Here is a 25,098-nt window from a genome sequence, read left to right on the forward strand (position 1 = left end):
AATGCCAACCGTTACGTTCTCGTGTTGAAGGTGACTACTTCTCGATCCAGGTCCGGTGCAGGCCTCCCAGGGCGTTCCGGTACTCCTGGCCCGGCCCCCGCTGCCAGTCCTTGACCTTGTCCCGCCAGCCGAAGTTGCGGTTGTTGGACCACCCTATCCCGTACTGCATCATCTCGTCCGCGAACACGGCCTTGACGATTTGGCCGTAGATTCGCACGCGCTCCGCCCGATCCGAGGCCGTGGGATACGAGGAGATCAAGGCGTCCATGTCCGGGTTGCAGTATCCCGTGCGCGAACGGCGCACCTTCCCCTTCTCGCATACGTAATTGATGGTCTCTTCCAGCCCCGGCTCGCCCCGGAAACGGCCGCTCGACATGAGCAGGCTGAAATCGCCCTTGCCCAGGCGTTCATAGAAGATGGTCGACTCCACCGGAGCCATCTTGATATTGAGGCCCGCCTCCGCCGCTTGGCGCACGATGGCTTCGCCAAGGGCAACCTCCTGCCCCAGGGTCATGTTGAGCGACAACGGCTCGCCGTTGTAGCCGGCCTCCTTGAGCAACTGACGCGCGCGCTTGACGTCCCGTTCATAGGACGGAAGGTTGGCGGTACCCACCCGGAGCCAGTCCGAGTCCGGAGGCACGGCGAGCGGAAGGGGATCGCCCACACCGAGGAAGCCCTCCTCGACAGTGGCTTCCCGGTCCAGCGACAGGATGAAGGCTTCCCGGACACGCTTGTCGCTGGTCCACTTCCCCTTGGTGTTGAAGTAGAGCTGCCGAAAGCCGGCGCCGCCGACGGCCCGTGTCTTGATGCCCGTGATCTTGCCCTTCTTCACCCGCTCGGCGAACGACGGCCTCAGGCGATCCGCCATGTCCACGTCGCCGGCGCGCAATGCGTTCTGTCGGGCGGCCTTGTTGGTGATGATCCGGAACCGGAGGCCTTCCAGGTAGGGCGTGCCGTCCCAGTATTCGTCGAACCGCTTGAACTCCACCTGTGTTCCCGGCGTCCAGTTCACGAACTGGTAGGGGCCGGTGCCCGGCGGAGGATTCCCCTCGATCTCCCCTACCTTGCCGCCCAGGGAGTTCTTCGGAACGATCGTGCCGTTTTGGATGGAGCTGAGCACGTGGGGAAAGAGCGCCCGCGGTCCCACCATCTTGAACTTGACCGTGTACGGGTCCACGGCCTCGACCTTGGCGATGTTGTCGGACAGCACGGTGTTGGCGTAGGCGCCGTTGGCCGGATTCAGTATGTAGTTGTAGCACCAGACCCAGTCGGCGGAGGTCATCTCCGCTCCGTTGTGGAACTTGACGCCGCGCCTCAGCTTAAAGGTCCACTCGCTGGCGTCGGCGTTGGGTTCCCAGCTCTCCGCCAGGATGCCGTGCAGTTTGCCGGCGAGGTCGTACATGGTGATGGGTTCCCACATCATCATCTTGATGAACTCGTCCACCGAGGTCACCCGCGTGAAGGGATGCTTGGTGTTCATGTCCTTGGAGCTGCCGATGACGAGGGTTCCGCCCTGGCGCTTTTCCCATGCCTCCGGCTTCGAGGCGGCGTCGCCCGTAGCCGGGGTGGCAAGGGTTAACGCGGCAACGGCGGCGAGCCATACCGCGAGCACGAACATGGAAACGATGTTGCAACGTTTGCGAAGGTTCATCTTTCACCTCCTTGGTCCGGCAGCCTTTCGACTGCGGCTCCGGCCCGCTTGCGGCCGGCGGTAGCTCCTCCGTCAAGCACCAGAGTCGCCCCTGTCATGTACCTGGCTTCCGCGGATGCGAGATAGAGCACGAGTGAAGCCACGTCATCGATGGTACCGCCCCGGCCCACGGGGATATGGGACGTGTTTCCGCCGCCCGGGGTACGATGCTGGATCGAACCCGGAGCGATGCAGTTCACCGTGATTCCGGACGGTCCGGCCTCGAGCGCCAGCACCCGTGTCAGCATCGCCAGCGCGGCCTTGGTGACCGCGTAGGCGCCCCCGCCCACGTACGGCGCAACCCCGCTCACCGATCCGATGTTCACGATGCTCCCGGCCCCTTGCTTCTTCATGTGCGGCAAAACCCGCCGGCTGCACAGGAGGGCGCCCGTCACATTCACCCGGAAGGCCTCGTTCCAGGCCGTGACGTCCATCTCTTCGACGGTGGCGATGGGGTGGATGGCCGCGTTGTTGCACAGGAGATCAATGCGGCCGAAGCGTGTGACGGCGGTTTCCACGGCTTCGGCGGCGCCCGCTTCGGTCCCGACGTCCGCCTCCACCACCGCGGTGCGGTCCCGGTCACCGTCCAGGCTCGCCGCCGCGTCCGCGCACGCGGCGGCGTTCCAGTCGGCCGCCACCACCGCCATGCCCCGCTCGGACAACCGGCGCACGATACCGAGCCCGATACCGCTCGCCCCGCCCGTGACCACCGCGACTTGCCGGCTGTTCTCCAAACCCGTCCTCCCGTCCGTTAGTCCGTCTCGTAGGACATGATCTCGATGAGATTGTCATCGGGATCCCGGATGTACACGCTGGTGGCGCGCCCTCGTCCGCCCGACCGCGCCGCCGGACCCGAACGCACCGGTATATCGTTCTCCTTCAGGAAGTCCAGGATCTCCTGCACCGTCCCGTCCCATGTGAGACAGAAATCCATGGAGCCCGGGGCGTAGTTCGGCGCCCCTGAAGGACTCTCTATCTCGTAGCGGTCGGCCGCGTAGAACTTGATGAGCTGCGCATCATTGATGCGGAACACGGGCCGCGACGACTCCCCTCCCGCCTTGGATTGCCAGGACTCCTCGAGCCCCAGCTTGCGGTAGAAGGCCACCGACGCATCCATGTCCCTGACGATGATGACCCAATGGTCGATGCCGGAGATGCCCATGATCGCCTCGTTTCCGAATCGCTATTCCCCGCCAAGGTAGAGCTTGATGCCGTTGTCCCGCGTGACCTTCCGTGCCACCGCCTCGTCCACCCCCGCGAACTCTTCGTCGACGGTTTCCTGGGAGCGCGGCCACACGGAGTCGCCGTGAGGGTAGTCCGAGGCCCACAGGGCATTGTCCACACCCACCTCTTCCAGGAGCTTCACGCCGACGGGGTCCGACTGGAAGGTGGCATACACCTGGCGCCGGTAGTAGTCCGACGGACGCATGTCCAGGACCGCGGCGTCACCCCCTCTCCCCTTGTTCATGCGAACGTCGTACTCCCAGTCCATCCGGTGAAGCACGAACGGAATCCATCCGATGGAACTTTCCCCGAGCACCACTCTGAGCCCGGGATGGCGGTGCAGGATCCCGGACATGACCACCGACACGAGCACCTCGTCGAGCTGTATCGGCGCCACGGTCGTGGAGGTCGTTTGGACGCCGCGTCCGGGCGGCTTCTCTCCCTGGGTGCTCCACTGACCGCCGCCGACATGGAAGGAGACCGGGAGCCCGGTCTCCTCCCCCGCGTCCCACAAGGGCTCCCATACCTCGTCCCAGTGCGGCTTTTCCGCGAAAAACGCCTGGAACTGCACTCCCTTCAACCCAAGCCTCGCGCAGTTGTGCATTTCTTCGATGGCGGCTTCCACGCTGTGGGTCGGTATCCATCCCAGGCCGACCAGGCGCTCGGGCGCGGCCGCGCAGAAGTCGGCGGTCCACTCGTTATAGGCTCGTGTGACCACGGTATTGAGATCGGGGTCTTCGACGCCGAAACCCCTGGTGAGCCCGCCGTACAACACCTGTGTCTCCACCCCGTCCCGGTCCATGTCGGCCAGGCGCAGCTCGGGGGTCGTGGGCCGCCACCTGCCCCCTTCATGTTCCACCGGAGTGCTCCAATGGCCGAAGCTCGTGGTGATCACGGCGTCCTTCTTCTGCGGTGTGCCCAGCAAACGCCCGTCCAGCTCCCAGTGCCAGTCGGTGGCCCTCTCGACCAGCCGCGGAGCGCGGTCGCGATACGCCGCCGGAACCCGTTTCTCCCAGAGATCTCCCGGCAGGTACGGGAGGTCCACGTGATCATCCGCCGAGAACAGTTTCCAGTCAGGCATGCCCGATCTCTCCTTCCGCGGAGATCAGATCCATCGTTCCGCGTCCCTGGCCGGACGGTCCGGATACTTCGCCGCCATGGCCGTCACGCCGGGGTGCTCCATGACTCCGAGCCGGTCTCCATCGTGCAGCACCTTCCCGTCCACTTTCAACGTGGAGCCCCGGAGCTCCGGTGCGGCGTGGAGGCAATAGGGGAAGTCATCGTTGTACCGGTGGTTGCCCAAATGCAGGTGGATGCTGGACGGATGAAAGGAATGCAGGAACTCGCGGTATTCCTCGTCAGGACACAGCACCGGGCGAATCCGCGCCGCCGGGTGGATGCCGCCGTGCGGCGCGCGCATCTCGTAGCCGTGGTCCTCTCCGAGCACCTTCGCGAGCTCCACATAGAACGCTTCGAGTGTTCTCGCCTCCGCGCCGCCCTCGAACTTCACGATGTGGTTGTCCCGGATCGTCACGGTCACGGGACGGTCGAAGCTCGGCGGAACGCCGATGTCACGGGCCCACACCGGCAGCATCCGGTCGAACACGAGCTCTCCCTGCATGCCCACCGGGTTGATGGCCGGGTAAATGCCCTCCGGGAAGGAACCCCTGCGGCCGCGCGGCGCCGTATAGGTTCCCCAGTTGGAGGTTGCCGGTCCCACCGTCCCTTCCAGGTGCGTTCCGTTGGGATTCCTAAGCTCCCAGCGATCGCCGGCATGGATCAACTCGGCGGTGCGCAGACGAAGCTCGGCGACGTATTCGTGAGGCGTTCGCGCCCAGGCCGTCGACAGCAGGCCGGCCGTCGTCGCCATGTTGCGCACGAAGTGGACCTTGGTCTCCGCGAGGAGGTCCGGCCACTCCTTCAGTTCTTCCTCGGTGGAGAAATCGAGCACGTGGCTGATGAGCAGGTCCGCGCCGTGCATCACCGACTTCACCGGCCCTGGGACGCGCCACACGGTATCCCGTGTCGGAATGTCCGGCCATATGACGCTACGGCGGACCGGCAGGTCGACCCACATCACCGTGGCGTGGGCGCCGCGGGACTCCACGCCCTGCTGGACCCAGGCGATGGCGGTCTCGTCCACGACGTTGACGCCGCCGTAGAGCCCGTCCACGGCCGCCAGGATGACCACGTGCTGGTCGCGTTGGACGGCCGCGCAACCGTCGAGAAGGTTGTCGATGGCCTGAGCTGCCGCGGTCGGTATGGGCCGGAAATCTCCCAAAATGCTCTCCCTTCTTGCGGCTTTGGCCCGGACGATACATCAACGCCTGGTGCCGTACAAGCACGGTTTCAGCGATTGAGAGTATTGACTTGGCGCATGACTGGTTCATTATTGAACGGTGAAGCACGTACGATTCGGGAAGAGTCAGGAACCCAGGAAGGAGATGATCCATGAACCTGAGCCGTAGGACCATTGTCGTTGCAGGGGCCGCGTTGGCGGCCTGTGCGTTCACCCTTACCTCGACCGTTTCAGCCGCCGACCGCATCGTGTTCGGAGGCGGACCGGCCGGGGGCACCTTCCAGGTCGTGGCCAACTCCATTCAGACCTACGGCCCGGTGAAGAAGTCCAAGGACTACCGGGTCAGGGCCCAGTCCTCGGCCGGCTCGGTGGAGAACCTGCGCAAGGTCAACGCGGGCCGGATGCAGTTCGGCGTGGTCTACTCGGGCCACGTGTATCTTGGACACAACGGCCGAATGAAGAACGACACGCGCAAGTACAGGGACGTGCTCGCGGTCTCGTACCTGTACGGCGCACCGGCGCAACTGGTGGTGCGCAAGGGGTCGGGCATCCGCAGCGTCAAGGACCTGGTGGGCAAGCGGGTCGGCGTGGGCAACGCGGGCTCGGGCGCCTTTGCCAACTGCGAGCTGTTCTTCACCCACATGGGCGTCTGGGACAAGATCAAGCGCAACGCCATGGGCTACAACGACGCGGCCGCCGCCTTCGGCAACAACCAGCTCGATGCCTTCTGGCTGTTTACCGCGTTTCCCAGCGGCGCCGTGATCATGGCCGCGCAGACCAACGACATCGAACTGGTCGATCTCGCCAAGGACGCCGAGGAGAGCGGCTTCTTCGAGAAGTACCCCTACTTCGCCAAGCTGGCGGTGCCCGCCGGCACCTACCGCGGCGTCGACAAGACGGCCCCCTCGTTCCAGGACTCGACGCTCTGGGTCGCCAACTCCAAGGTGTCCGCGGACATCGTCTACGATCTGCTCTCCAAGATCTACACCGACGAAGGTCTGGCCTACATGCGCAACCAGAAGAAGACGTTCAAGGAAATGAACGTCAAGGACGGCACCAAGGGCATCGTCACCCCGCTGCATCCCGGAGCAGAGCGCTTCTGGAAGGAAAAAGGCGTGATGTAAGCGGGCGCCGGCCCTGGTTTCGCTATTCGAACGGAAACAAACACGCGGGCGGCGAAGTGAATGGCTCCGCCGCCCGCGATGAACGGACACGAGGCGCATGTTCAAGCAACTGAACACCGCGGAGCGATGGCTGTTCGACATCCTCTCGCTCGTCCTGGTGATCTTCTACTCCTACTCCGCGGTGCTCGTTCCCGCGGCCACCCAGTACCACCGCGGCATCTACGTCATCATCACCTATGTGCTCGTGTTCCTCCTCTACCGCTCCCGGAGCTTGGCGGGGAGGATCGTCGACTACCTCCTGATGGCCGTGTCGGTGGTGTGCATCGGCTACTGGATGTGGAACTTCGAGGCCATCAATTACCGGGTCGGCGCCGAAACCGTCCTGGATCAGTGGATCGCGGTGGCGGGCGTACTGATCGGCGTCGAGCTGGCGCGCCGGGTGGTGGGCAACGTCTTCGTCGTCCTCGGCGCGGTCATGCTGCTCTACGGGGTCTACGGCAATCTCATGCCGGACCTCGTCTCCCACGCGGGAGACACCTTTCCGGCCCTCTGCACCAGCATCTTCTACAAGAGCGACGGGGTCTTCGGGATCATGGCCAACGTTCTGGCCACCTACGTGATCCTGTTCGTCATCTTCGGCGCGTTCCTTGAAGCAAGCGGAGCGCAGCGGTTTTTCGTCGACTTCCCGCTCGCGGCGGTGGGCCACCGGATCGGCGGCCCGGCCAAGGTCGCGGTCATCGCCAGCGGCCTGTTCGGCTCCATCTCCGGCAGCGCCATCGCCAATACCGTATCCACCGGCAACTTCACCATCCCCATGATGAAGAAGGCCGGCTTCAAGCCGCACGTGGCCGGCGCGATCGAGCCCGCCGCTTCCATCGGCGGCATGTTCATGCCCCCCATCATGGGCGCCGGCGGCTTCATCATGTCGGAGCTCACCGGCGTGCCCTACTCCACCATCATGCTCGTGGCCATCTTCCCGGCCCTGATGTACTTCTTCAGCGTCTACGTCATGGTCCACTACGAGGCCAAGCAGCACGACATCCGCGGCGACAGAGCGGAGACCAGCGCCGGAGAGATCTTTCGGCGCGGCTGGTACTACGTGCTGCCGCTCGCGGTCATCACCATTCTGATGCTGATGGGGTACTCGCCCGCCTACTCGGCGATACTGGGGATGCTGACCTGCATCGCCGTGAGCTGGGTGCGCAAGGACACGAGGATCGGGGCGTGGCGCTTTCTGGAGGCGTCGCGCGCGGGGGCCGAGAACAGCCTCAAGATCGGCGCCACCCTGGGCGTCATCGGCATCATTATCGGCGTACTGACGTACAGCGGCCTGGTGCTCACCTTCGCCGACATCGTGATCGAGTTGGCGGACGGCAGGCTCTGGCTGACGATCCTGCTCATCGCCCTGGCGTCCCTGATCCTCGGCATGGGAGTGCCGGTCACCGCTGCCTACCTGATCACCGCCGTGGTGGCCGTGCCGCCTCTGACGGAGCTGGGCGTCAACCCCATCGCCGCACACATGATCGTCTACTGGCTGTCCCAGGACTCCAACATCACGCCGCCGGTCTGCATCGCCGCCTTCACCGGCGCCACCATCGCCCAGGCCGACATGTGGAAGACCGCCTTCAGCGCGTTCAAGTTCGCCAAGTTCCTCTATCTGGCGCCCTTCCTCTTCGGCTATGTGCCGGCTTTCTCGCTCAACGGAAGCACTTCCGACATCGCCGTCGCGTTCGTCCTGATCATTCTTGGAACGTGGGGCTATTCCTGGGTGTTGAGCGGGATCTGGCTCAATTGGTTCGCCAGGGGGACGGCCAAGAACTGACCACCAAGTCTCGGGGCACAAGTTGACAACGGCCGTGCAAACGTTGAGACTTGCGCCCATGAGCTTTCGTTACAAGCAAGGTGATCGCGTCCGGGTGAAGGAAACGCTGACGCTGGGACATCACATCCGCTCGCCCCAGTATCTCCGGGGCAAGGACGGCGTGGTGGCGGACATCCGAGGCAGCTTCAAGGACCCCGAGCTGCTCTCCTTCGGCAAGGACGGCCTGCCCATGGCCAACCTCTACTCCATCGAGTTCGAACTCGCCCACGTGTGGGACGACCGGCCCGCACCCAACGGTGTCAACAAGATCTACGCGGACATCTTCGAGCAGTGGCTGGAGCCGCGCTGAACGGTTCCGGAATAATTCACGGGAGGACCTCATGGCCAAGGAAAGACAGGATGTGAACGTGGAGCCGGCCCCCAGCGGCGAGCCGAGCTATTTCGAGCGGCGCGCCCGCGCTACCGCGGACCTGTTGAAGGAGAAGGGCGTCCTGGACACCGACGAGGCGCGCCGGGTCAAGCACGGGCACGACCACAGCCACGACGACGTGTTCGAGCAGCTCCATTCCAACAACCCCATCGACACCACGGAGCACGAGCACACTCTCTTCGAGAAGCAGATGCTCGCCCTCGGCAACCTTCTGCGTGAGAAGGGCATCATCAGCACCGACGAGGTGCGACGCAAGATCGACGAGAACGAAGGCGTGTCTCCGCATCAGGGATCGAAAGTGGTGGCCCGGGCCTGGATGGACCCCGAGTACAAGAAGCGCCTGTTCGAGGACGGCATCGCCGCGGCCGAGGAATTGGGCGTCGACATGTCCACGGCCAACCAGCTTATCGCCGTGGAGAACACCGACGACGTGCATCATGTGGTCGTGTGCACGCTGTGCTCGTGCTACCCGCGGCAACTGCTGGGCCAGCCGCCCGACTGGTACAAGAGCACCAACTACCGTACCCGCGTGGTGGTGGACCCGCGCCGGGTCCTGAAAGAGATGGGGTTGGAGCTGCCGGAGTCCACGGAGGTGCGCGTCGTGGACAGCACCGCGGAGACCCGCTACCTGGTGGTGCCCCGGCGTCCGGAGGGGACCGAGGGCTGGAGCGAGGAGCAACTGGCCGGGCTGGCGACGCGCAACAGCATGGTGGGCTGTTCCAACGCTCTCACCCCGATGCAGAAAGAGATGATGGCCGACTGAGGCCACGGGTAGGGGCGACCCGCGGTCAGAAATGATGGCCGATTGAAGCCACGTGTAGGGGCGACCCGCGGTCGCCCAGCGGAAGGAGACCGGCATGAGCATATTACGGAGTCTCACGGAGCGTTGCGATCCGTCCCTGGCGGGGCTCATCGTGGTGGACGTCCAGAACGATTTTTGCAGCCCCGAGGGCGCCTGCGCCAAGCGCGGCGTGGACATCGCGTCCGGTCTCGAGATGATGCCCAACCTCTACAAGCTCATCGAGGAGGCGCGGGAGGTGAACCTGCCCATCATCTACATCCAGACCCTCCACAGCGAGTGGACCGACACCGACCCCTGGATCTACCGCAAGCCCGAGGGCGCGGACAAGGAGACCTGCCGCGAGGGCTCCTGGGGCGCCGATTTCTTCGACGGCATCGAGCCCCGGGCGGACGAGCGCGTGGTGATCAAGCACCGCTACAGCGCCTTCATCAACACCGACCTCGACACCATCCTCAAGGCCAAGGGCATCGAGAGCGTGCTGCTGACCGGCGTGGCCACCAACGTGTGCGTGGAAAGCACCATGCGCGACGCCTTCATGCTGGACTACTACGTCACCATGGTGCACGACTGCATGGCCACATCCAACCCGGTGCTCCACGAGGGCACGCTCGAGAACACCCGCCGCCAGTTCGGCCTGGTGGCGTCCCACGAGGAGGTCATCGATACGTGGGAGGGGTTGGAGCGAAAGAAGGCCGCTCCAGGGTTCTAATGTGCGAATTGGCGTGGAGACGAGTCAGACTGCACGCTAGTCCAGCTTGATGTCGAGTTCTTCCAGCAACGCCGCCGCGTCCGACTTGAAGCCCTCGTCGATGTCCTGATACAGGCTCCTGCCCTTGGTGTCCGCGTCGACGATGAGGGGCCCCAGACCGTCCACCTCCATGATCCACATGGCCTCGGGCCGGCCCAGCTCGGGCCAGGCGCAATCGATGACACGTGTGACCCGCGCGGCGTACTCGTTGTAGTTGCCAGCGCACACCAGGTGCACGCAGCCGGCCTGCTTGCAGAACGCTTCCAGGCCTTCGAGCATGCCCTTGCCGATGATCAGCTTGAGGTCCAGCAGACCGACGGCCTTCTCGATCTTCTCCCGTCCCGCGAGCCAGCTCGGCATGGGCACCAGGGCGACCATCTCGGCGCGGTCCGGTCCTTCCTTCACCAAGGGGCCGCTGTGGAACACGGTCTCGGCGCCGAGTTCCTTCAGGCGCTTGCGGACCGTCTCCCCTCCCTCGGGATCGATCAGGCGGTCGTAGGTCAGCGACCTGCAGGTGAACACCCGTCCGCTGATGGTGACCGAGTCGCCCGCGTCCAGGTCGCGCAGGGCTTCTTCGCTCACAGGACTCGTCAGGTGGACAGTCTTCATGGTGTCTCCTGTAGTACCAACCACGTCACAGAACGTCATTCCCGCGGAAGCGGGAATCCAGGCGGGGTGACGCGGGGACCACGCCCATTTGCCCCTCCCCACCCCTGGATTTCCGCTTCCGCGGGAATGACGATTCGAAGGGTTCCTGCGTCACGGAATTGTCATTCGGCCTGTCGCACGGGCATGACGATTCCGCGCATCACTGCCGCTCCATCCAGCTCGACAGGGGCCGGCTCTCGACCCGGCCGTCGGCGTACATGCGGACGGTGGTGCGGCGCATGGCGGCGCACTGGAGGTAGACCGCCACGGGCAGCGTCGCCATGTGGCAGTAGGCCATCTCCAGGTGCACGTCGAAGGCCGAGGTGGCGCCGCCCATGCCCATGGGGCCCAGCTTGAGCCTCAGGACGTCGTCCATGAGCTGGTTTTCCAGTCGCGCCAGCTCGGGGTCGGGGTTGCGGTCCCCCACGGGGCGCAGGATCGCGGCCTCCTTGGCCATGCGCGTGCAGGTCTCGAAGGTGCCGCCGAGTCCCACGCCCACGAGGTTGGGCGAGCAGGTTGCGCCCAGGCGCACGAGGTTGATGGTGGACTCCACCACGAACTTGCGCACGCCCTTTTCGCCCGCCGTGGGCGGCAGCACCGTGAACTTGCTGCCCACCAGCTCGGGGCCGCCGCCCACGGCCACGTTGGTGATCTCCAGGTAGTCGGCGTCGGGCACCACGCGCACCTTGATGTCCGGGCAGCCGGGACCCTGGTTGGTATTGGGGTTGTGGCGCGTGATGGGGTGGACCGCGTTGGGCCGCAGCGGAATTTCCGATGTCACCCCGGCGCTCACCTCGCGAAGCGTCCGCTCCAGAGCCTGGTAGCCGCCTTCGATCTCGCCGATCATGTCCGTACCCAGGCCGACGTAGTAGGTCAGCAGGCCCGTGTCCGCGCAAAACGGCATGTTTCGTGCCGAGGCGGTGGCCACCGCGTCCAGGTTCGCCTTGAGGTGCGCCTTTCCGAACTCGCTGGTCTCCTTGTCGTGCTGCTCCTGCAGAAAAGACTTGAAATCCTCGGGCAGGTCGTACTGATTGCTCTTCCACAACGCGGTGACGGTGCGCGCGATGGCTTCCTGGCTCAGCATCGTTCGTCCCTTTCCGCCTGCATGCGACAGGCCACTTGCACCTACAACATGAGCTTTGAATAGGCAACAGCCCTGTCCCCCCAGTCCGCGGTCGTTCTTGACAATCCTCATGCCGTCTTGCATTGTGTGTGGCTTCAAGCATCAGTCAAGTCCATCAACACTGGAGGACCTACCATGGTACGGAGACTCGCTGCCGTATTGACTACAGGTATCGCGTTGGCGTTTACGTCGGGACCGGCGTGGAGCGTAGCGGATTTCTACAAGGGCAAGACCATCCGGTTCATCGTGGGGCACGCCCCCGGCGGCGGCTACGATACCTACACCCGGACCACCGCCCGCCACATCACCAAGCACTTTCCGGGAAAGCCCAACCCGGTGGTCCAGAACCTCACCGGTGCCGGGGGCCTCATCGCCGGCAACTACATCTACAACAAGAGCAAGCCCGACGGCCTGACCGTGGGCGTGTGGAACAACCAGTTCGTGGTGCATGAGGCGCTCGGCAGCAGACGCGTGCACTTCAAGGCGCGGAAGTTCGGTTGGATCGGCGCCCCCGTCACCGGCTGGCCGAGCTGCGCGGTGATGGCATTCACCGGCCTCAAGAGCTGGGACGACTTGGTGAAGTACGGCAAGCCCCTCAAGGTGGGATCGGCCGGCGGCACCGGCACCACTCTGCCGACGATCCTGAACATCGCCACCGGCAAGGAGCTGTTCGAAATCATTCCCGGGTACCGAGGCACCGCACCGGTGCGGCTGGCCATGCAGGCGAGAGAGCTGGGCGGGGTTTGCATGTCGTTCGAGTCCATGCGGGTGACCGCCCGGTCGATGCTCGACGCCAAGGGCGGCGACAAGCTGATTCCGATTCTGGTCCATGGAAATCCGCCGGATCCCGAAGTCCAGAACATCCCGCGCGTGCAGGATCTCGTCAAGGGCAAGAACAACGTGGCGATGCTGAACGCCTGGGCGTTGCAGTACAACTTCCAGCGGCCGCTAACGCTCCCTCCGGGTACCCCCAAGGAGCGCGTCGCGGCCTGGCGCAAGGCCTATGCCGCGACTCTCAAGGATCCGGCTTTCCTGGCGGACGCGAAGAAGTCGCGCCTGAACGTCGAGTACGTGTCCGGAGAACAGATCGACAAATACGTGGAGATCATGCTGAACATGTCGGCAGAGACCAAGGAACGGCTCAAGTGGATGCTGCCCAAGTAAGGGATTTGACGAAACCGAAGGGAGTCTGGAAATGAAGCGAGCCGTTGTCGGAATAGTCGGCCTGAGCTTTGCCTTGGCGTTCGTCGCGGGCTTCTCGGGCACCGCCTGGAGCGTCGAGGACTTCTTCAAGGGCAAGACCCTCCGCTTCATCGTCGGAGCCTCGCCGGGTGGCGGATACGACACCTACACACGCACCGCCGCGCGCCACATCAGCAAGCATTTTCCCGGAAACCCGACGCCGGTGGTGCAGAACCTGACCGGCGCCGGCGGCCTCATCGTCGCCAACTACCTCTACAACAAGGTCAAGCCCGACGGGCTGACAGTGGGCGTCTGGAACAACGTGTTCCTGCTGCACGAGGCGCTGGGCTCCCGGCGTGTCAACTTCAAGGCACGGAAGTTCGGCTGGGTGGGCGCGCCCGTGACCGGCTGGCCGAGCTGCGCGGTGATGGGATTCACCGGCCTCAAGAGCTGGGACGATCTGGTCAAGTCGGGGAAGCCCCTCAAGGTGGGGTCGTCCGGCGGCACCGGCACCACCCTTCCCACGATCCTCAACATCGCCTCCGGCAAGAAGCTCTTCGACATCGTTCCCGGTTACAAGGGTACGGCGATCGTGAGGCTGGCCTTGCAGGCGAGGGAGCTGGGCGGGGTCTGCATGGCGTTCGAGTCCATGCGGGTGACGGCGCGTTCCATGCTCGACGCCAAGGGCGACGACAAGCTGGTCCCCATCCTGGTCCATGGGAATCCGCCGGACAAGGAAGTGAAGGACCTGCCGCGGGTGACGGACCTAGTCCAGGGCAAGGACAACGTGGCCATGCTCAATGCCTGGGCGGTGCAATACAACTTCCAGCGGCCGGTAACGCTGCCGCCGGGCACCCCCAAGGCCCGGGTGGCGGCCTGGCGCAAGGCCTATGCCGCGACCCTCGAGGATCCGGCCTTCCTGGCCGACGCCAAGAAGTCCAAGCTGAACGTGGTGTACGTGTCCGGCGAAGATGCCGAGAAGCACACGGAGACGATCCTGTCCATGTCTCCGGAGACCAAGGAGCGCCTCAAGTGGATGTTGCCCAAGTGAAGGTCTTCGCATCCGCTTGCGGCTGACGCCGCAAAACGCCCCTTTTCGCTGAAGCGGAAAGGGGCGTTTTGCGTTCGGGTTCTAAACCACGGCGACGGCGCGGCACGGCGCGCCGTCGCCGCCCTCGATCTTGATCGGGAACGCGATCAGCGTAAAGGTGCGCTTCGGGACCTTGTGCAGGTTGGCCAAGTGCTCGATGAACGGGATACCCTTGCCGAGGAAGGTCCGGTGCACCGGGAAATCGCCCGGCCGGGGCTCCCCTTTTCCCTGCACCTGGTCCTGGGGCGAGTCCAGGGCCAGCGCCTTGATGCGCTTCGATACCAGCCAGCGTGCCAGCTCCGGGGTGATGAAGGGATTGTCGAAGTAGTAGTTGGGGTTGCCGAACATCTTGCGGTTCCAGCCGGTGTGGAACACCACGATCCTCCCCTTGAGATCCCTCTCTCGGAAGCCCGGCGAGGTGCGGACGTCGTCGATGGTGAGGCCGGTCCTGGGTCTGGCCCTTCGGCGCAGATCGATCTTGACCGCGGGCCCCATGAAGCGCTCCAGCGGCATCTGGTCGATGGTCTTGCCGCCGGGCACGAAGTGATACGGCGGGTCGCAGTGGGTGCCTGTGTGGATGCTCGCGTGCATCTCGGTGTTGGAGCGCCCGTGGGTCTCGTGCGTGTGGATCGGGTGAAACGACAAGGTCGGATGGCCCGGGACCACGGTCACGTTGGTGGTCAGCGGCAGGCTCAGGTCGATCAGCTTCGGCATACTCTCCCTCCAGCGGCTAGAGCCGGTGGTGCTCCAGCCATTCCAGGTACCGGCCGAGCCCTCGCTCGATGTCGTATCGCGGCTCGAAACCGAGTTCCTCCCGTGCCCGTTTCATGGACAAGGGGCCGCGCAGGCTGGCGCGAAAGAACGGCGACAGCGATCCGCCTTCCTTCCGGTGGAAGCGGAATCCAGGCCGCACTCGCGCCAAGGCCGCCAGAACGTCGGAGAAGCGAATATTTTCACCACAACTGGCGTTGTACACCGGATAACTCAAGTGTTGTTTGCGCAATGCCAACACGACGCAGCGCGCGGCATCCGCGACATAGGTGAGATCCCGCTCCAGATCGTCCGCGAGTTCCACCTCCTCCCCGTCGAGCGCGGCCCGGCACCAGTCGAACACCGGCGACATGACGGTGCGCAAGGGGTTGGGACGTTCCAGCGGGCCATAGGGAGCCGAGAGGCGCAGTATGACACCATTGATGCTGAACAAAACGAAGCAGCGGCGCACGATCTCTTCGGCGGCCCTTTTGGTGATGCCGTAAATTCCGGTTGGCGCCAACGGGGCGTCCTCTTCCAGTGGTGCGGACGGCTCCGTGGCGCCGTACACGCTCGCCGAGCTCAGGTGGACGAAACGCCTCACCCCATTGAGTCGAGCGGCTTCGAGCACGGTGGCGGTGCCGCCGACGTTCACCAGTGCGGCCGACCGGGCCGCCTCGGGCTCGAGATCGCCAATGGCGGTCACAGCGGCACCGTGGATGACCCGGTCCACGGCATGATTCTTCAAGGCCTCACACATGGCGGCCAAGTCCAGGACATCGGCCTTCACGCAGGTCACTTTCGCCGCCGCTTGGCCAAGCAAGGCTCGCGCCGCTTCGTCCAATTCGCCTTCGGCCGACAGCGCCACCACACTCTCGCCCAGCGACGCCAACTGGGCGACGATATGAATCCCTACGAAGCCCGTTCCGCCGGTCACCAGAACGCTCATGTCATCTTCGGGCAGGCTTCAACGCATTCCTGCCCCTCCGTCGGGAATGACGGCATGGGGCGACCGTGCCGTTTCCTTTGGGAGTAGAACCTTGACACGGCGTGTGACGTCACCGCTCCCCCGCGACGTTCCGCCCCGCCACCATGCCGGTGATAAACGCCTCCGAGTTGTTGCCCGAGTTGAGGTACAGGTGCCCGAACACGCCGCCCATCTCGCCGGCGCAGTAGAGGCCCCGGATGGGGTTGTCGTGGGCATCCAGCACGCGCTGGTCCTTGTCGTGGGCCAGCGCGCCCTGGGTGTTGGTGATGATGGGCCACACCTCCACCGCATAGAAGGGCGGCTTGAAGATGGGGAAGAGACTGCCGGCGAAGCGCCGGAAATCCGTGTCTTCCTCGCGGTCGCAGATTTCGTTCCAGCGTGCCACCGTGGCCGGCAGATTGTCCTCGGGAACACCGATGGTCCGCGCCAGCTCCTCGACGGTGGGCGCCTGCTTGATCCAGCCCTTGGCCAACTCCACGGAGTTGTCCTCGCTCCATTCGTAGCGCCGCGACCGGTGGTCGCTGATGGGCGTGAACATGGGTCCGGTAATGCGCCCGTTCTCGTCGAAGATCATGTACGACGGGATGCGCGGGAAGTCCTTGACGTGCACGTCGTACAGGCTCATGTCGCGCCAGGGGCTGTCCTGGGGCGCCGGCGGGTACTCGTCCATGTAGCGCTTGCCGAACTTGTCGACGACGATCCAGGGCATCATCTTGGGCCCCTCGTCGCCGCTCTTGAGCGAGAACTCCTCGCCGGGCTTGGGCAGGTGGTTGGCGCCGTGACGCCCCTGGATACGGTGGCGGAAAGCGATGGGGTACTCCGGCGTCTTGAAGCCGTAGCCGCCGTGGACGTGCCACATGTGCCAAAGCCCGGCGCCGGCCTTCTGCCCCATGAGGAGGCCGTCGCCGGTGTTACCCAGGGCGCAGATGGGATAGAAGGGCTGCGCCTGGAGATACTGGAGCCGGAGTTGCTCGTTGTGTTCGAATCCGCCCGCGGCCAGCACGACGCCGTTGCGCGCCCGGATGCGCACGCGCTCGCCTTCGCGCTCCGCGACGACTCCGGTCACCCTGCCCTGCTCGTCCGAGACAAGCTCCCGCACCGGCGTGGACAGGGAAACGGCGATGTCCCGCTTGTTCACGTTGTCGTCCACTACCTTGAAAGCGATCCACCCGGTGCCGTGGACCTGGAGCCAGGGATAGCACTGGGCCTCCTCGCTCTTGACCGCCAGTAGCCCGATGGCGTCGCCCGGCGGTCCACCGTCGAAGCGGTACGTGCCGCCGGTGCCGTGCCGCTCCTGCACCTCGATGGCGGTGTCGTCGGTGAGCTCCTTCATGAAGCCGGAGAGCGTGCGCAGCTCCCTGGCGAACGCGTAGATCACCGGATCCGGCACGGTGTTGAGGCACATGCGCTTCAGGTAGGCGAACGCCTTGTCGACGTCGTCCGTGATCCTGAAGAAGCCTCCGGACAGGATGGAATTGCCGCCCGGATGCTCCATCTTCTCCAGAAGCTGCACGCGGGCACCGCGATCATGCGCCACGATGGCCGCCACGCCGCCGGAATAACCGTAGCCCACCACGACAACGTCCGTCTCCTGATCCCACGTTGCACTCATGTTCCAATCCTGTTGAGCGAGACGCTCAGGCGATTCCGAGCCAGACGAACAGTTCTCCCGGCGGGAACGGCAGGTGAAGCCCGTAGTCGAACAGGCCGAAGAAGAAGACCCACGCCACCGCGGCCAGCGCGACACTGATGCCCCACTTCTCGCCCGTCCCCAGCTTGAGGTAGGCGAGGGTCGCCACCGCCGATGCGGTGATGAACCCGAGAAACCAGATCATGAGGAAGAAGCCCACCGTCCAGCCCGCAATGGCCAGGGTCCGACGGCGCAGTGTGGCGCGCTCGGCCGCCGCCGCGGCGGTCTCCGCTGCCACCGCGCGCGCCGGCACGCGAAACTCCTGTATCAGCGCCACGGTCGCCAGTGCCAGGCTTGGGATGCCCACGGCCAGGGGGAACAGCGCGGCCTGCGTTTCGATGGCGCCGAAGCCGTAGAGGGCCTCATACACCACGTAGACGAACAGGGCGACGAAGAAACCGGCGAAGAGAGTCCGCTCCGACTTGGACGCCTCTCCCGCTTCCTCCGGACCGGCGCCCTCGTAACCCTCGACGAGCGTTCCTCCCCTTTCCGCTTCCACCCGCCGGCGCTGCCTGTACCCCTGCCACAGCGGGTAGAGCAGCGCTCCGGCGATCAAGAGCCCGATGACGATCACCCCGGGCCGTGTCACCCAGCTCATGCCGTAGATCTTGGAGGTGAGGAACAGGTTGTTGTCGGCGATGCCCCCCAGCACGAGCCCCAGCAGCAACGGAGGACGTTGCCAGTCATTGCGCATCATCAGCCAGCCCAACGCGCCGAACAGAAGCACCACGATCATGTCGCCGAAGCTGTTCTTGACCGCGAAGCCGCCCAGGAAGATGAGCAACAGCAGGAACGGGATGAGGAGGGTGCCCTTGACGAAGGTGATCCTGGCCAGCTGCTTGAGGAAGAGAAAGCAGACCGCCACCGTAACGATGTTGGAAAGCACGATGATCCAGACAAAGGAGAAGGTCAGGGTGAGGTGTTTCTGCGGATTCAGCAAATCCGGTCCGGGCACGATGCCCTGGATGATGAACGCCCCCAGCAGGATGGCCATGCCCACGCTTCCCGGTACGCCGAAGGCGATGGTGGGAACCAGCGACCCGCCTTCCTTCGAGTTGTTGGCGGCGCCGGGCCCCAACACTCCTTCCACCGCTCCCTGACCGAAAGGGGTCTGCTCCGAGGAGCCGCTCTGGACCGCGTGGGCGTAGGCCACCCACTGGGCGGGGCCGCCGCCCAGACCCGGTATCAGCCCGATGTAGGTGCCGATGGCGCTGCAGCGGAGCACCAGCTTCCACTGCCGGAAGGTGTCGCGAACGCCCTGCATCACTCCGCCCAGCGCGCCCGGCGTGTCCCGGGCGATGCTGCTTCCCTGAGTCCCCAGCTCGATGATCTCCGGGATGGCGAAGAGCCCCACGGTCACGGCCACCAGGGAGAGGCCGTCCCATAGGAACAGGACGTTTTCACTTCCGAGGATGGGTTCCAGGGTGTAGCGCGACACACTCGTGATGGCGTCGAGCCCCACCATGGCCAGCACCAGGCCGAAACCGCCGGCGGTAAGGCCCTTGGCAATATTGCCGCCGCTCAGGGAGGCGAGGAAGGTGATGCCGAGGAGGCTAAGCATCAGAAACTCGGGCGCGCCGATTGACAACACCAGGGGCTGGACGATGGGAATGGCCAGCGCGAGCGCGAACGCACCGAAAATAGCGCCTACCAAGGAGCTCATGAGGGCCGCGCCCAGGGCGCGGCCCGCCTCCCCGTTCTTGGCCATGGCGTGGCCGTCGACGATGGTGGCCGCGGTGATGCCCTCGCCCGGCACTCCGAAAAGAACCGACGTGATATCGCCGGTGGTGGCGGTCACCGCGTGGCTCCCTAGAAGGAACGCGAATGCCGTGGTGGGGTCCATCTTGTAGATGAACGGCAGCATCAGGGCCAGCGTCGTGGCCCCGCCCAGCCCCGGCAGGATCCCCACCGCGAAGCCGATGGCGATCCCGATCATCATGAAGATGAAGGGGTCCTGCCCCGCCGCCGTGAAGGGCAGCACGGCCCCGAGGCCGGCGAACAGGGAGCCGAAGTAGTCAAACATGGGTCAACGGCCTTTTTTCTTCAGTTGCAAACCACCCCGAACCATTCCCGTGTGCCCGGCCCTACCCCTGGATTCCCGCTTCCACGGGAATGGCGTTTCGGGGCGGTGCCGCAAATCCTCCGTACGAAGACAGGCTCACCAGTCTTCCAGTGCCGCCGCGTTGCGGCCGGCGATGCGGCCGGTGACGAAGCACTCCGTGATGTTGCCCGCTTCCAGGTAGAGGTGGCCGAAGGACGAGCCGCACTCGCCCGCCGAGAAGAGCCGGGAAATGGGCTCGTCGCGCGTGTCCATCACGTGTTGCTCGGCGTCGTGCACCGGGCCGCCCTGGGTGTTGGAGACGATGGGCCACACCTCCATGAGGTAGAACGGCGCTGTGTCGATGGTCAGGCGCGTTCCGGGGACGCGGTGATAACGGTCCTCGCCGCCGCTCGTGCACACCTCGTTCCATTGCGCCACCGTGGCCTTGAGCGTGGCCGCGTCGGTGGCGGGAATCATCGCGGCGATGGAATCGAGGTCATCCGCCTTCTTGATCCAGCCGCGCTCCACTTCGGCGAGGTTGTCTTCGCTCCAGTCGTAGGAGACGTGCTCGTCGTGCACCGTGGGCTGTCCCACCGGGCCGAGCTTGCGACCCTTTTCATCGAACACAAGGTAGGCGGGAATGCGCGGGAACTCCTGCTTGTCGGCGTCGTAGAACTCCAGCGCCCTATGGCCGGTGTCCTGCACCGCCGGCGGATACTCGTTCATGAAGCGGCGGCCGTACTTGTCCACCGCGATCCAGGGCATGACCCAGTCGTCCTTGCGCGGACCGCGGAAGCAGTGGCGGAAGGCCAGCGGGAACTCGGGGTACTTGAAGCCGTAGCTGCCGTGGAAGTGCCACATGTGCCACATCGACGCGCCCACGTCCTGGGCCATCTTGATGCCGTCGCCCGTGTTGCCGGTGAAGAGCGTGTACACGGGCATGGCCTCGAAGTAGTTGCGCTTCATCTCCTCGTTGTTCTCGAAGCCGCCGCACGCCAGGATCACGCCCTTGCGCGCCTTGATGGCGATCTCCTCGCCCTCGTGCTCCGCCAGCAGCCCGACGATGCCCTGCTCCGGATGGCGGATCAGGCGCTGGGCCGGGGTCGCGAGCCGCACGGAGATGTTCCGGCGCGCCTCGACGTTGTCCAGCAGCACCTTGAACAGGCGCGCGCCGCCGCGCAGGCCCTTGGCGTACTGGAAACCCTCGTAGCCTTCCATGGGCGCGATCTTGAAGCCGTCCAGCCCGGCGCCGCCCGGGAACGGGTAGGTGCCGCCGTTGCGCTGCTCTTCCAGCTCGAAGGGCGTCTCCTTCACCAGGTCCTTGACGAACTCCTTCATCTCGGTCATGCCCTTGGCGAGCGCGCGCAGCACGTCGTCCGGGGTGCGCCCGGCGTTGGTATGCTGGAGATACTCGAACGCCTGGTTCTCGTCCAAGGCGGTGGCGATGCCGCCGCCCGCGAGGATCGAGATGCCGCCGGGGTTGGGCATCTTCTCCACGATGGTCACCTCGGCGCCGGTATCGGCCGCGGCCACGGCGGCCACGCCTCCGGCGAAGCCGAAGCCCACCACGATCACATCCGTTTCGACGTCCCAGCGGGCGGGAAGCCCATTCTCATAACTGTCCAAGGCAGCTCTCCTTTCGAATGCGGTATTGCAATTTCAGATCGGCGCTTTCGACTTCACCCGGCTTCCAGGCAACGAGCGCGCTAGGCACGGCCGGTCAGCACCACCTCGGCTTCGCCGCGCGTGTTCACCATGCCGTCCTGCCGGGTCCCGGTGATCTCCAGGGTCACCGTCTTGGTGGCGTCGTCCTTCGCGGTCACACGGGCCGAATACGTGGTCAGGTCGCCGTAGAGGCCGGGGCGGGCCACCTGGACCTTCAGCCGTTTCAGGAAACCGTCGTCGCCCATCCAGTTGGTCACCAGGGGCGCCACCCAGGCGAAGCGCATCACGCCGTTGTCGAACGGCGCGGGCATGCCGCGGCCGGCGGCCATGTTGCCGTCCTCGTGCTGCTGCGAGTACTTCACCGGGAAGCCCGTCACCGGATTGAACATGGCGGTGTGCATGGCCTTGCTGAGGTCCAGGTAGCCCCAGCGCCCGGCCTTGTACGACGGGCCGATGGCCGCGTTCCACGCCACCATGTCGCCGATGGTGAGGGGGCCGCGCACGATGGAAGGGATCTTGCCGCCGGCCGCCACGTCTTCGTAATGGAGCGTGTCCGCGCCGCGGCGGTATTCGCGCCGCCAGGTGGTCTCAAGCCGCTCCAGCGCGCCCTCGTCGTAGTGCGGCACCTCGTGCTCCATCATGGTCTGGAGGCCTATCTGGGTGGCCATGATCATGGTGCCGGTAGCCTGCGCCACCAAGGCGTTTTCCTGATTGCGGTAGTCGATCCCGGAGATGACGAAGTTCAGCCGCCGCCCGTCCTTGTTGCGCTTCTCGTAGAACTCCTTCTGGCGCGGTTCGGAACTCAGCGTGTCGCCGGCGAGCACGCGGCCGAACCACTCCACCTCCACGCCGCCGATGAGGGACGCCAGCGGCGCCTTCATGGGCGCGCCGTGCAGGATCGGGTAGCGGTTCACGATCACGAACGCCGGGGGCGCCTGTGTCCTCCCTTGCCCCACCTTGGCGGCGTAGTCGGGGTCGGTCCACAGGGGATTGTCGTCGTCCGTGCCGTAGGCGAAGTGCTTGATGGCGTCCTCGGTGACGGAGCTGACCCAAGGTTGCCGTTCCTCGACGATCTTTCCGGTCATCTCCTCCGTCACGGCCTTCCACGCGTCGATGGCCGCATCCACCTGTGCCAAATCCACCTGCTGGTCCGAATTCATCCGTTCTCCCCGAATTCAAGGCTCTACGTCCCCGGTGGGGGCGCTACCGTTACATTTACATGTTTCCCGCCCTGCCCCTCCTGGATTCCCGCTTCCGCGGGTATGCCAATTCGGGGCGTGCGTGCGCTTCTCGTACCGATTCATCCACCATCGGCACGCGTGATGTCGGAAATCTCCTGATCCGAATAACCCAATTCCCGCAACAAGGAAACCGTATGCTCCCCCAACAGGGGCGGATCCGTGCGGCGCGGCAGTTCCGCTTCCCGGAAGTCCACCGGTAGCGCGGGCAAGGGGGACGAGGTCCCGTCGGGCGCGGTCACGGCGGTCCAATGCTCGCGTTCCTTGAGGTGTGGATGATCGAACAGGTCCATGGGCGTGTTGATGGGAGCGTGGGGAATGTTGGCCGATTCCAGCCGGGCGACGATGTCGCTGAACTCGAGCGTGCACACCATCTCCTCGGTGCGGCGCGTCAGCCTCCTGAACTCCGCCCGCCGGCCGGCGTTGTCGCGCAACGCCTCCTCCGCCCAGAGGTCGTCGAGAGCGAACTCACGGCAGTATGCTTCCCATTGCACGTCGCTGGTGACGCCGATGAACACGTGGCGCCGGTCCCGCGTCTCGAAGACCCGGTAGATGCCCCAACCCAGGTCCTGGCCCACGCCGCGCTCGGTCATGGGCGCCGGCACCTCGCCGGAAATGCCCGCCTTGGCAATGTGTTGGGACACCAGGAAGACCGCGGTCTCGAACAGCCCCACGCGCAGGTCGTTCCCCTGGCCGTCGCGTCCGCGCTTGAGCAGCGCCGCCAGGATGCCGATGACGCTGAACAGCGCGCCGGTCAGGTCCACCACCGACGCCCCCGCCCGGAGCGGCATCCCCGGCGGTCCGGTCATGTACGCCAGCCCGCCCATCATCTGCGCGGGTTCGTCCAGCAGGTTGCGGTTCTCGTAGGGTCCGGACAGGAAACCCTTGATGCCGCAGTGCAGCAGGCCGGGCTTGATGCGCTGCAGCGTCTCGTGGTCCAGCCCCATGCGCTCCAGCACGCCGGGGCCGTAGTTGTCGATGAGAACGTCGGCGGTGCGCAGCAGGCGCTCGAACGCCTCGCGCCCGCGCGGTTCCTTGAGATCGAGGGTGATGCTGCGCTTGCCGCCGTTGAAGGCCAGGAAGTAGCCCTGATTGCCGCGGCTGAAACGCGCCTGGTCGCCGCTGCCCGGGCGCTCCACCTTGATGACGTCGGCCCCCAACGCCGCCAGGATGAGGCCCGCCGTGGGGCCGGCCACGATGTGGCCGAGTTCAAGGACTCTGATTCCGTCAATCATGGTGTCCGAGCGCACTCCGGCTACTCGGACAGGTTCCTAACGAAGCCCCCTTCCCCGTGTCAACCGGTGGCCTGCCTGCTATTCCTCCTCCCGGTAGGCGCCAAAGGCCCCGATGAGGCGATCACCGTCATGCACGCGTGCACCGAACGTCCCGCCGACGGACCTCGGAGCCTCGGCGTATGAGACCGGAATGTCCGTGGTGGCCAAACCGTTGCCGTAGAACTGACCACCCCACCGGCCCACCGCGGCTTGGCCGTCGAGCATGGCGGACACGCGTCCCCTGAAGAACGCGGCGTCGGCCCGCAACGCGGCCGCTTCCAACGTCAGGTTGTCGAACAGCGCCGCGCCCGTGGAGGGGTCCGTGGCGGCGGTAATCGCTCCGGATATCCGGCTTGCGTCGAAGTCGGCCGTCAACCGGACGGTCGCATCGAAGGCGTGAAACACCGGAGGCACGCCGCGGCTCGCGTACAGTCCGGTGGCCGCACCTTGGTACGTTGCCCGCCCTCCGACGCCGGTGAGGTGACTGGCAAGGAACGGATCGTTGCCGCTGGCGGCGGCGCCGACGAAAGGCATGCGGTCAATGCCGGGGCCGGGCATCCACGCCCAGTACCCGAGAGCCAGGTAGTCCGGATCGGAGTCGTCGCCGTCCTCGATATCCGCGTAGAAAACGGAGTAGTGTCTCCCTCCGTCGCGGGTAACGAAGAAGTGTTCTACTCCGCGCCACTGAGACGCCCCGGACGGTGGGGCTACCGAGGCAAGGTAACCTGGAGGTGCGGGTTCCGCGCTCGTGTGTTGCCTGAATCCCTGCTCGAGCTCCATCCTCTCGAAGAGCACACCGCCGTCGACATACCATGCGTTAATGACCAGGTTGTCGCGCGGAGCATCGGGGTCCGAGTTGAGCGGGGCCTGTGTCACGCCGGTGTTCCAGTCCCCTCCGGCGAGGGGCCGCAGAGCGGTCGTGGAGGCGGTACTGGAGGCGACGCCGGTGATGGCGGTCCCTGCCAACCTTACCGACACGTGGCGGCGTGCGGTCGCCGAAGCGGCGTTCAAGGCTTCGGCCATCCGCTCTGCCGGAGGATGGACCACCATGGGCATCGCACCGCCACCGCCGCCGCCACACGCAGACAGTGCTGCCACGCACAGAGCAATGACCGCCGGCCGTACAAACAGATCCACTGGAGCGCGCATTGATTTTCCTCCTGATGAAAAACCCCGTCAGGGAACCTCACGGCCTGACTGGAGCAAACCCACGGAATACGAAGCGGAAATACAGACTCTCCGTCATCGGAAGGGCTATTTTCTATACTAT

At 65.1% G+C, this 25,098-nt stretch carries 22 protein-coding genes; 7 read left to right on the forward strand and 15 right to left on the reverse strand.

All coding sequences use genetic code 11. From position 1 onward, the window contains the following. Positions 1 to 34: 34 nt before the first annotated feature. The 5 genes from OXF11_18560 to OXF11_18580 are packed head-to-tail and all read right to left on the reverse strand — an operon-like array spanning position 35 to position 5,195. Entirely contained in the window at positions 35 to 1,651 is a 1,617-nt protein-coding gene (locus OXF11_18560) for an ABC transporter substrate-binding protein (GenBank protein ID MCY4489098.1), read from the reverse strand. Continuing rightward, a complete protein-coding gene (locus OXF11_18565; protein MCY4489099.1) occupies positions 1,648 to 2,424 on the reverse strand; it encodes an SDR family NAD(P)-dependent oxidoreductase in 777 nt (258 codons plus the stop codon). The genes OXF11_18560 and OXF11_18565 overlap by 4 nt, the downstream gene beginning before the upstream one ends. Positions 2,425 to 2,441: 17 nt before the next feature. Beyond that, entirely contained in the window at positions 2,442 to 2,852 is a 411-nt protein-coding gene (locus tag OXF11_18570; GenBank protein MCY4489100.1) for a VOC family protein, read from the reverse strand. Positions 2,853 to 2,873: 21 nt separating this feature from the next. After that, positions 2,874 to 3,995 (reverse strand): amidohydrolase family protein, encoded by a 1,122-nt coding sequence (locus OXF11_18575; protein MCY4489101.1) that lies wholly within the window; start codon positions 3,993 to 3,995, stop codon positions 2,874 to 2,876. A gap of 24 nt (positions 3,996 to 4,019) precedes the next feature. Beyond that, positions 4,020 to 5,195, reverse strand: coding sequence for a hypothetical protein (locus OXF11_18580; GenBank protein ID MCY4489102.1), 1,176 nt, complete (start codon positions 5,193 to 5,195; stop codon positions 4,020 to 4,022). Positions 5,196 to 5,365: 170 nt separating this feature from the next. Here OXF11_18580 and OXF11_18585 point away from each other — a divergent pair, with 170 nt between their 5' ends. The 5 genes from OXF11_18585 (at position 5,366) to OXF11_18605 (ending at position 10,100) form a co-directional block, all read left to right on the forward strand. Beyond that, positions 5,366 to 6,337 (forward strand): TAXI family TRAP transporter solute-binding subunit, encoded by a 972-nt coding sequence (locus OXF11_18585; protein ID MCY4489103.1) that lies wholly within the window; start codon positions 5,366 to 5,368, stop codon positions 6,335 to 6,337. A gap of 97 nt (positions 6,338 to 6,434) precedes the next feature. Continuing rightward, entirely contained in the window at positions 6,435 to 8,159 is a 1,725-nt protein-coding gene (locus tag OXF11_18590) for a TRAP transporter fused permease subunit (protein MCY4489104.1), read from the forward strand. Positions 8,160 to 8,181: 22 nt separating this feature from the next. Beyond that, the gene (locus OXF11_18595) at positions 8,182 to 8,508 is read left to right on the forward strand and encodes a nitrile hydratase subunit beta (protein ID MCY4489105.1); all 327 of its coding nucleotides are present in this window, start codon (positions 8,182 to 8,184) and stop codon (positions 8,506 to 8,508) included. 31 nt (positions 8,509 to 8,539) lie between these two features. After that, entirely contained in the window at positions 8,540 to 9,352 is an 813-nt protein-coding gene (gene nthA, locus OXF11_18600; GenBank protein ID MCY4489106.1) for a nitrile hydratase subunit alpha, read from the forward strand. A gap of 94 nt (positions 9,353 to 9,446) precedes the next feature. After that, positions 9,447 to 10,100 carry a cysteine hydrolase gene (locus tag OXF11_18605; protein ID MCY4489107.1) on the forward strand — a complete coding sequence of 218 codons (654 nt, stop codon included), beginning with the start codon at positions 9,447 to 9,449 and terminating at the stop codon, positions 10,098 to 10,100. A 36-nt stretch (positions 10,101 to 10,136) separates the two neighbouring features. Here OXF11_18605 and OXF11_18610 read toward each other — a convergent pair whose 3' ends face one another. Beyond that, positions 10,137 to 10,748, reverse strand: coding sequence for a fumarate hydratase C-terminal domain-containing protein (locus OXF11_18610; GenBank protein ID MCY4489108.1), 612 nt, complete (start codon positions 10,746 to 10,748; stop codon positions 10,137 to 10,139). A 199-nt stretch (positions 10,749 to 10,947) separates the two neighbouring features. Then, positions 10,948 to 11,871 (reverse strand): fumarate hydratase, encoded by a 924-nt coding sequence (locus OXF11_18615; GenBank protein ID MCY4489109.1) that lies wholly within the window; start codon positions 11,869 to 11,871, stop codon positions 10,948 to 10,950. 174 nt (positions 11,872 to 12,045) lie between these two features. Between OXF11_18615 and OXF11_18620 the strand changes: the two genes are divergently transcribed. Both OXF11_18620 and OXF11_18625 read left to right on the forward strand, forming a co-directional pair. Next, positions 12,046 to 13,074, forward strand: a complete 1,029-nt coding sequence (locus OXF11_18620) for a tripartite tricarboxylate transporter substrate-binding protein (GenBank protein ID MCY4489110.1) — start codon at positions 12,046 to 12,048, stop codon at positions 13,072 to 13,074. 31 nt (positions 13,075 to 13,105) lie between these two features. Further along, entirely contained in the window at positions 13,106 to 14,143 is a 1,038-nt protein-coding gene (locus OXF11_18625; protein MCY4489111.1) for a tripartite tricarboxylate transporter substrate-binding protein, read from the forward strand. Between the two features lie 81 nt (positions 14,144 to 14,224). Here the strand turns inward: OXF11_18625 and OXF11_18630 are convergent, their stop codons facing one another. The 8 genes from OXF11_18630 to OXF11_18665 form a co-directional block, all read right to left on the reverse strand. Beyond that, positions 14,225 to 14,896: a cyclase family protein gene (locus OXF11_18630; protein ID MCY4489112.1), complete on the reverse strand. Its 672-nt coding sequence runs from the start codon at positions 14,894 to 14,896 to the stop codon at positions 14,225 to 14,227. A gap of 16 nt (positions 14,897 to 14,912) precedes the next feature. Then, positions 14,913 to 15,881: an NAD(P)-dependent oxidoreductase gene (locus OXF11_18635; protein ID MCY4489113.1), complete on the reverse strand. Its 969-nt coding sequence runs from the start codon at positions 15,879 to 15,881 to the stop codon at positions 14,913 to 14,915. A 109-nt stretch (positions 15,882 to 15,990) separates the two neighbouring features. Beyond that, positions 15,991 to 17,532, reverse strand: coding sequence for an FAD-binding protein (locus OXF11_18640; protein ID MCY4489114.1), 1,542 nt, complete (start codon positions 17,530 to 17,532; stop codon positions 15,991 to 15,993). A 25-nt stretch (positions 17,533 to 17,557) separates the two neighbouring features. After that, the gene (locus OXF11_18645) at positions 17,558 to 19,633 is read right to left on the reverse strand and encodes a tripartite tricarboxylate transporter permease (GenBank protein ID MCY4489115.1); all 2,076 of its coding nucleotides are present in this window, start codon (positions 19,631 to 19,633) and stop codon (positions 17,558 to 17,560) included. A 135-nt stretch (positions 19,634 to 19,768) separates the two neighbouring features. Then, entirely contained in the window at positions 19,769 to 21,277 is a 1,509-nt protein-coding gene (locus OXF11_18650; GenBank protein ID MCY4489116.1) for an FAD-dependent oxidoreductase, read from the reverse strand. A gap of 80 nt (positions 21,278 to 21,357) precedes the next feature. Beyond that, positions 21,358 to 22,476 (reverse strand): MaoC family dehydratase N-terminal domain-containing protein, encoded by a 1,119-nt coding sequence (locus tag OXF11_18655; GenBank protein ID MCY4489117.1) that lies wholly within the window; start codon positions 22,474 to 22,476, stop codon positions 21,358 to 21,360. Between the two features lie 140 nt (positions 22,477 to 22,616). Then, a complete protein-coding gene (locus OXF11_18660) occupies positions 22,617 to 23,789 on the reverse strand; it encodes a CaiB/BaiF CoA-transferase family protein (protein ID MCY4489118.1) in 1,173 nt (390 codons plus the stop codon). Positions 23,790 to 23,867: 78 nt separating this feature from the next. Continuing rightward, positions 23,868 to 24,851 carry a hypothetical protein gene (locus OXF11_18665; protein ID MCY4489119.1) on the reverse strand — a complete coding sequence of 328 codons (984 nt, stop codon included), beginning with the start codon at positions 24,849 to 24,851 and terminating at the stop codon, positions 23,868 to 23,870. Positions 24,852 to 25,098 lie beyond the last annotated feature (247 nt).

It is taken from the genome of Deltaproteobacteria bacterium, assembly GCA_026712905.1.
In the GTDB taxonomy this organism is placed as follows: Bacteria; Desulfobacterota; Binatia; order UBA9968; family JAJDTQ01; genus JAJDTQ01.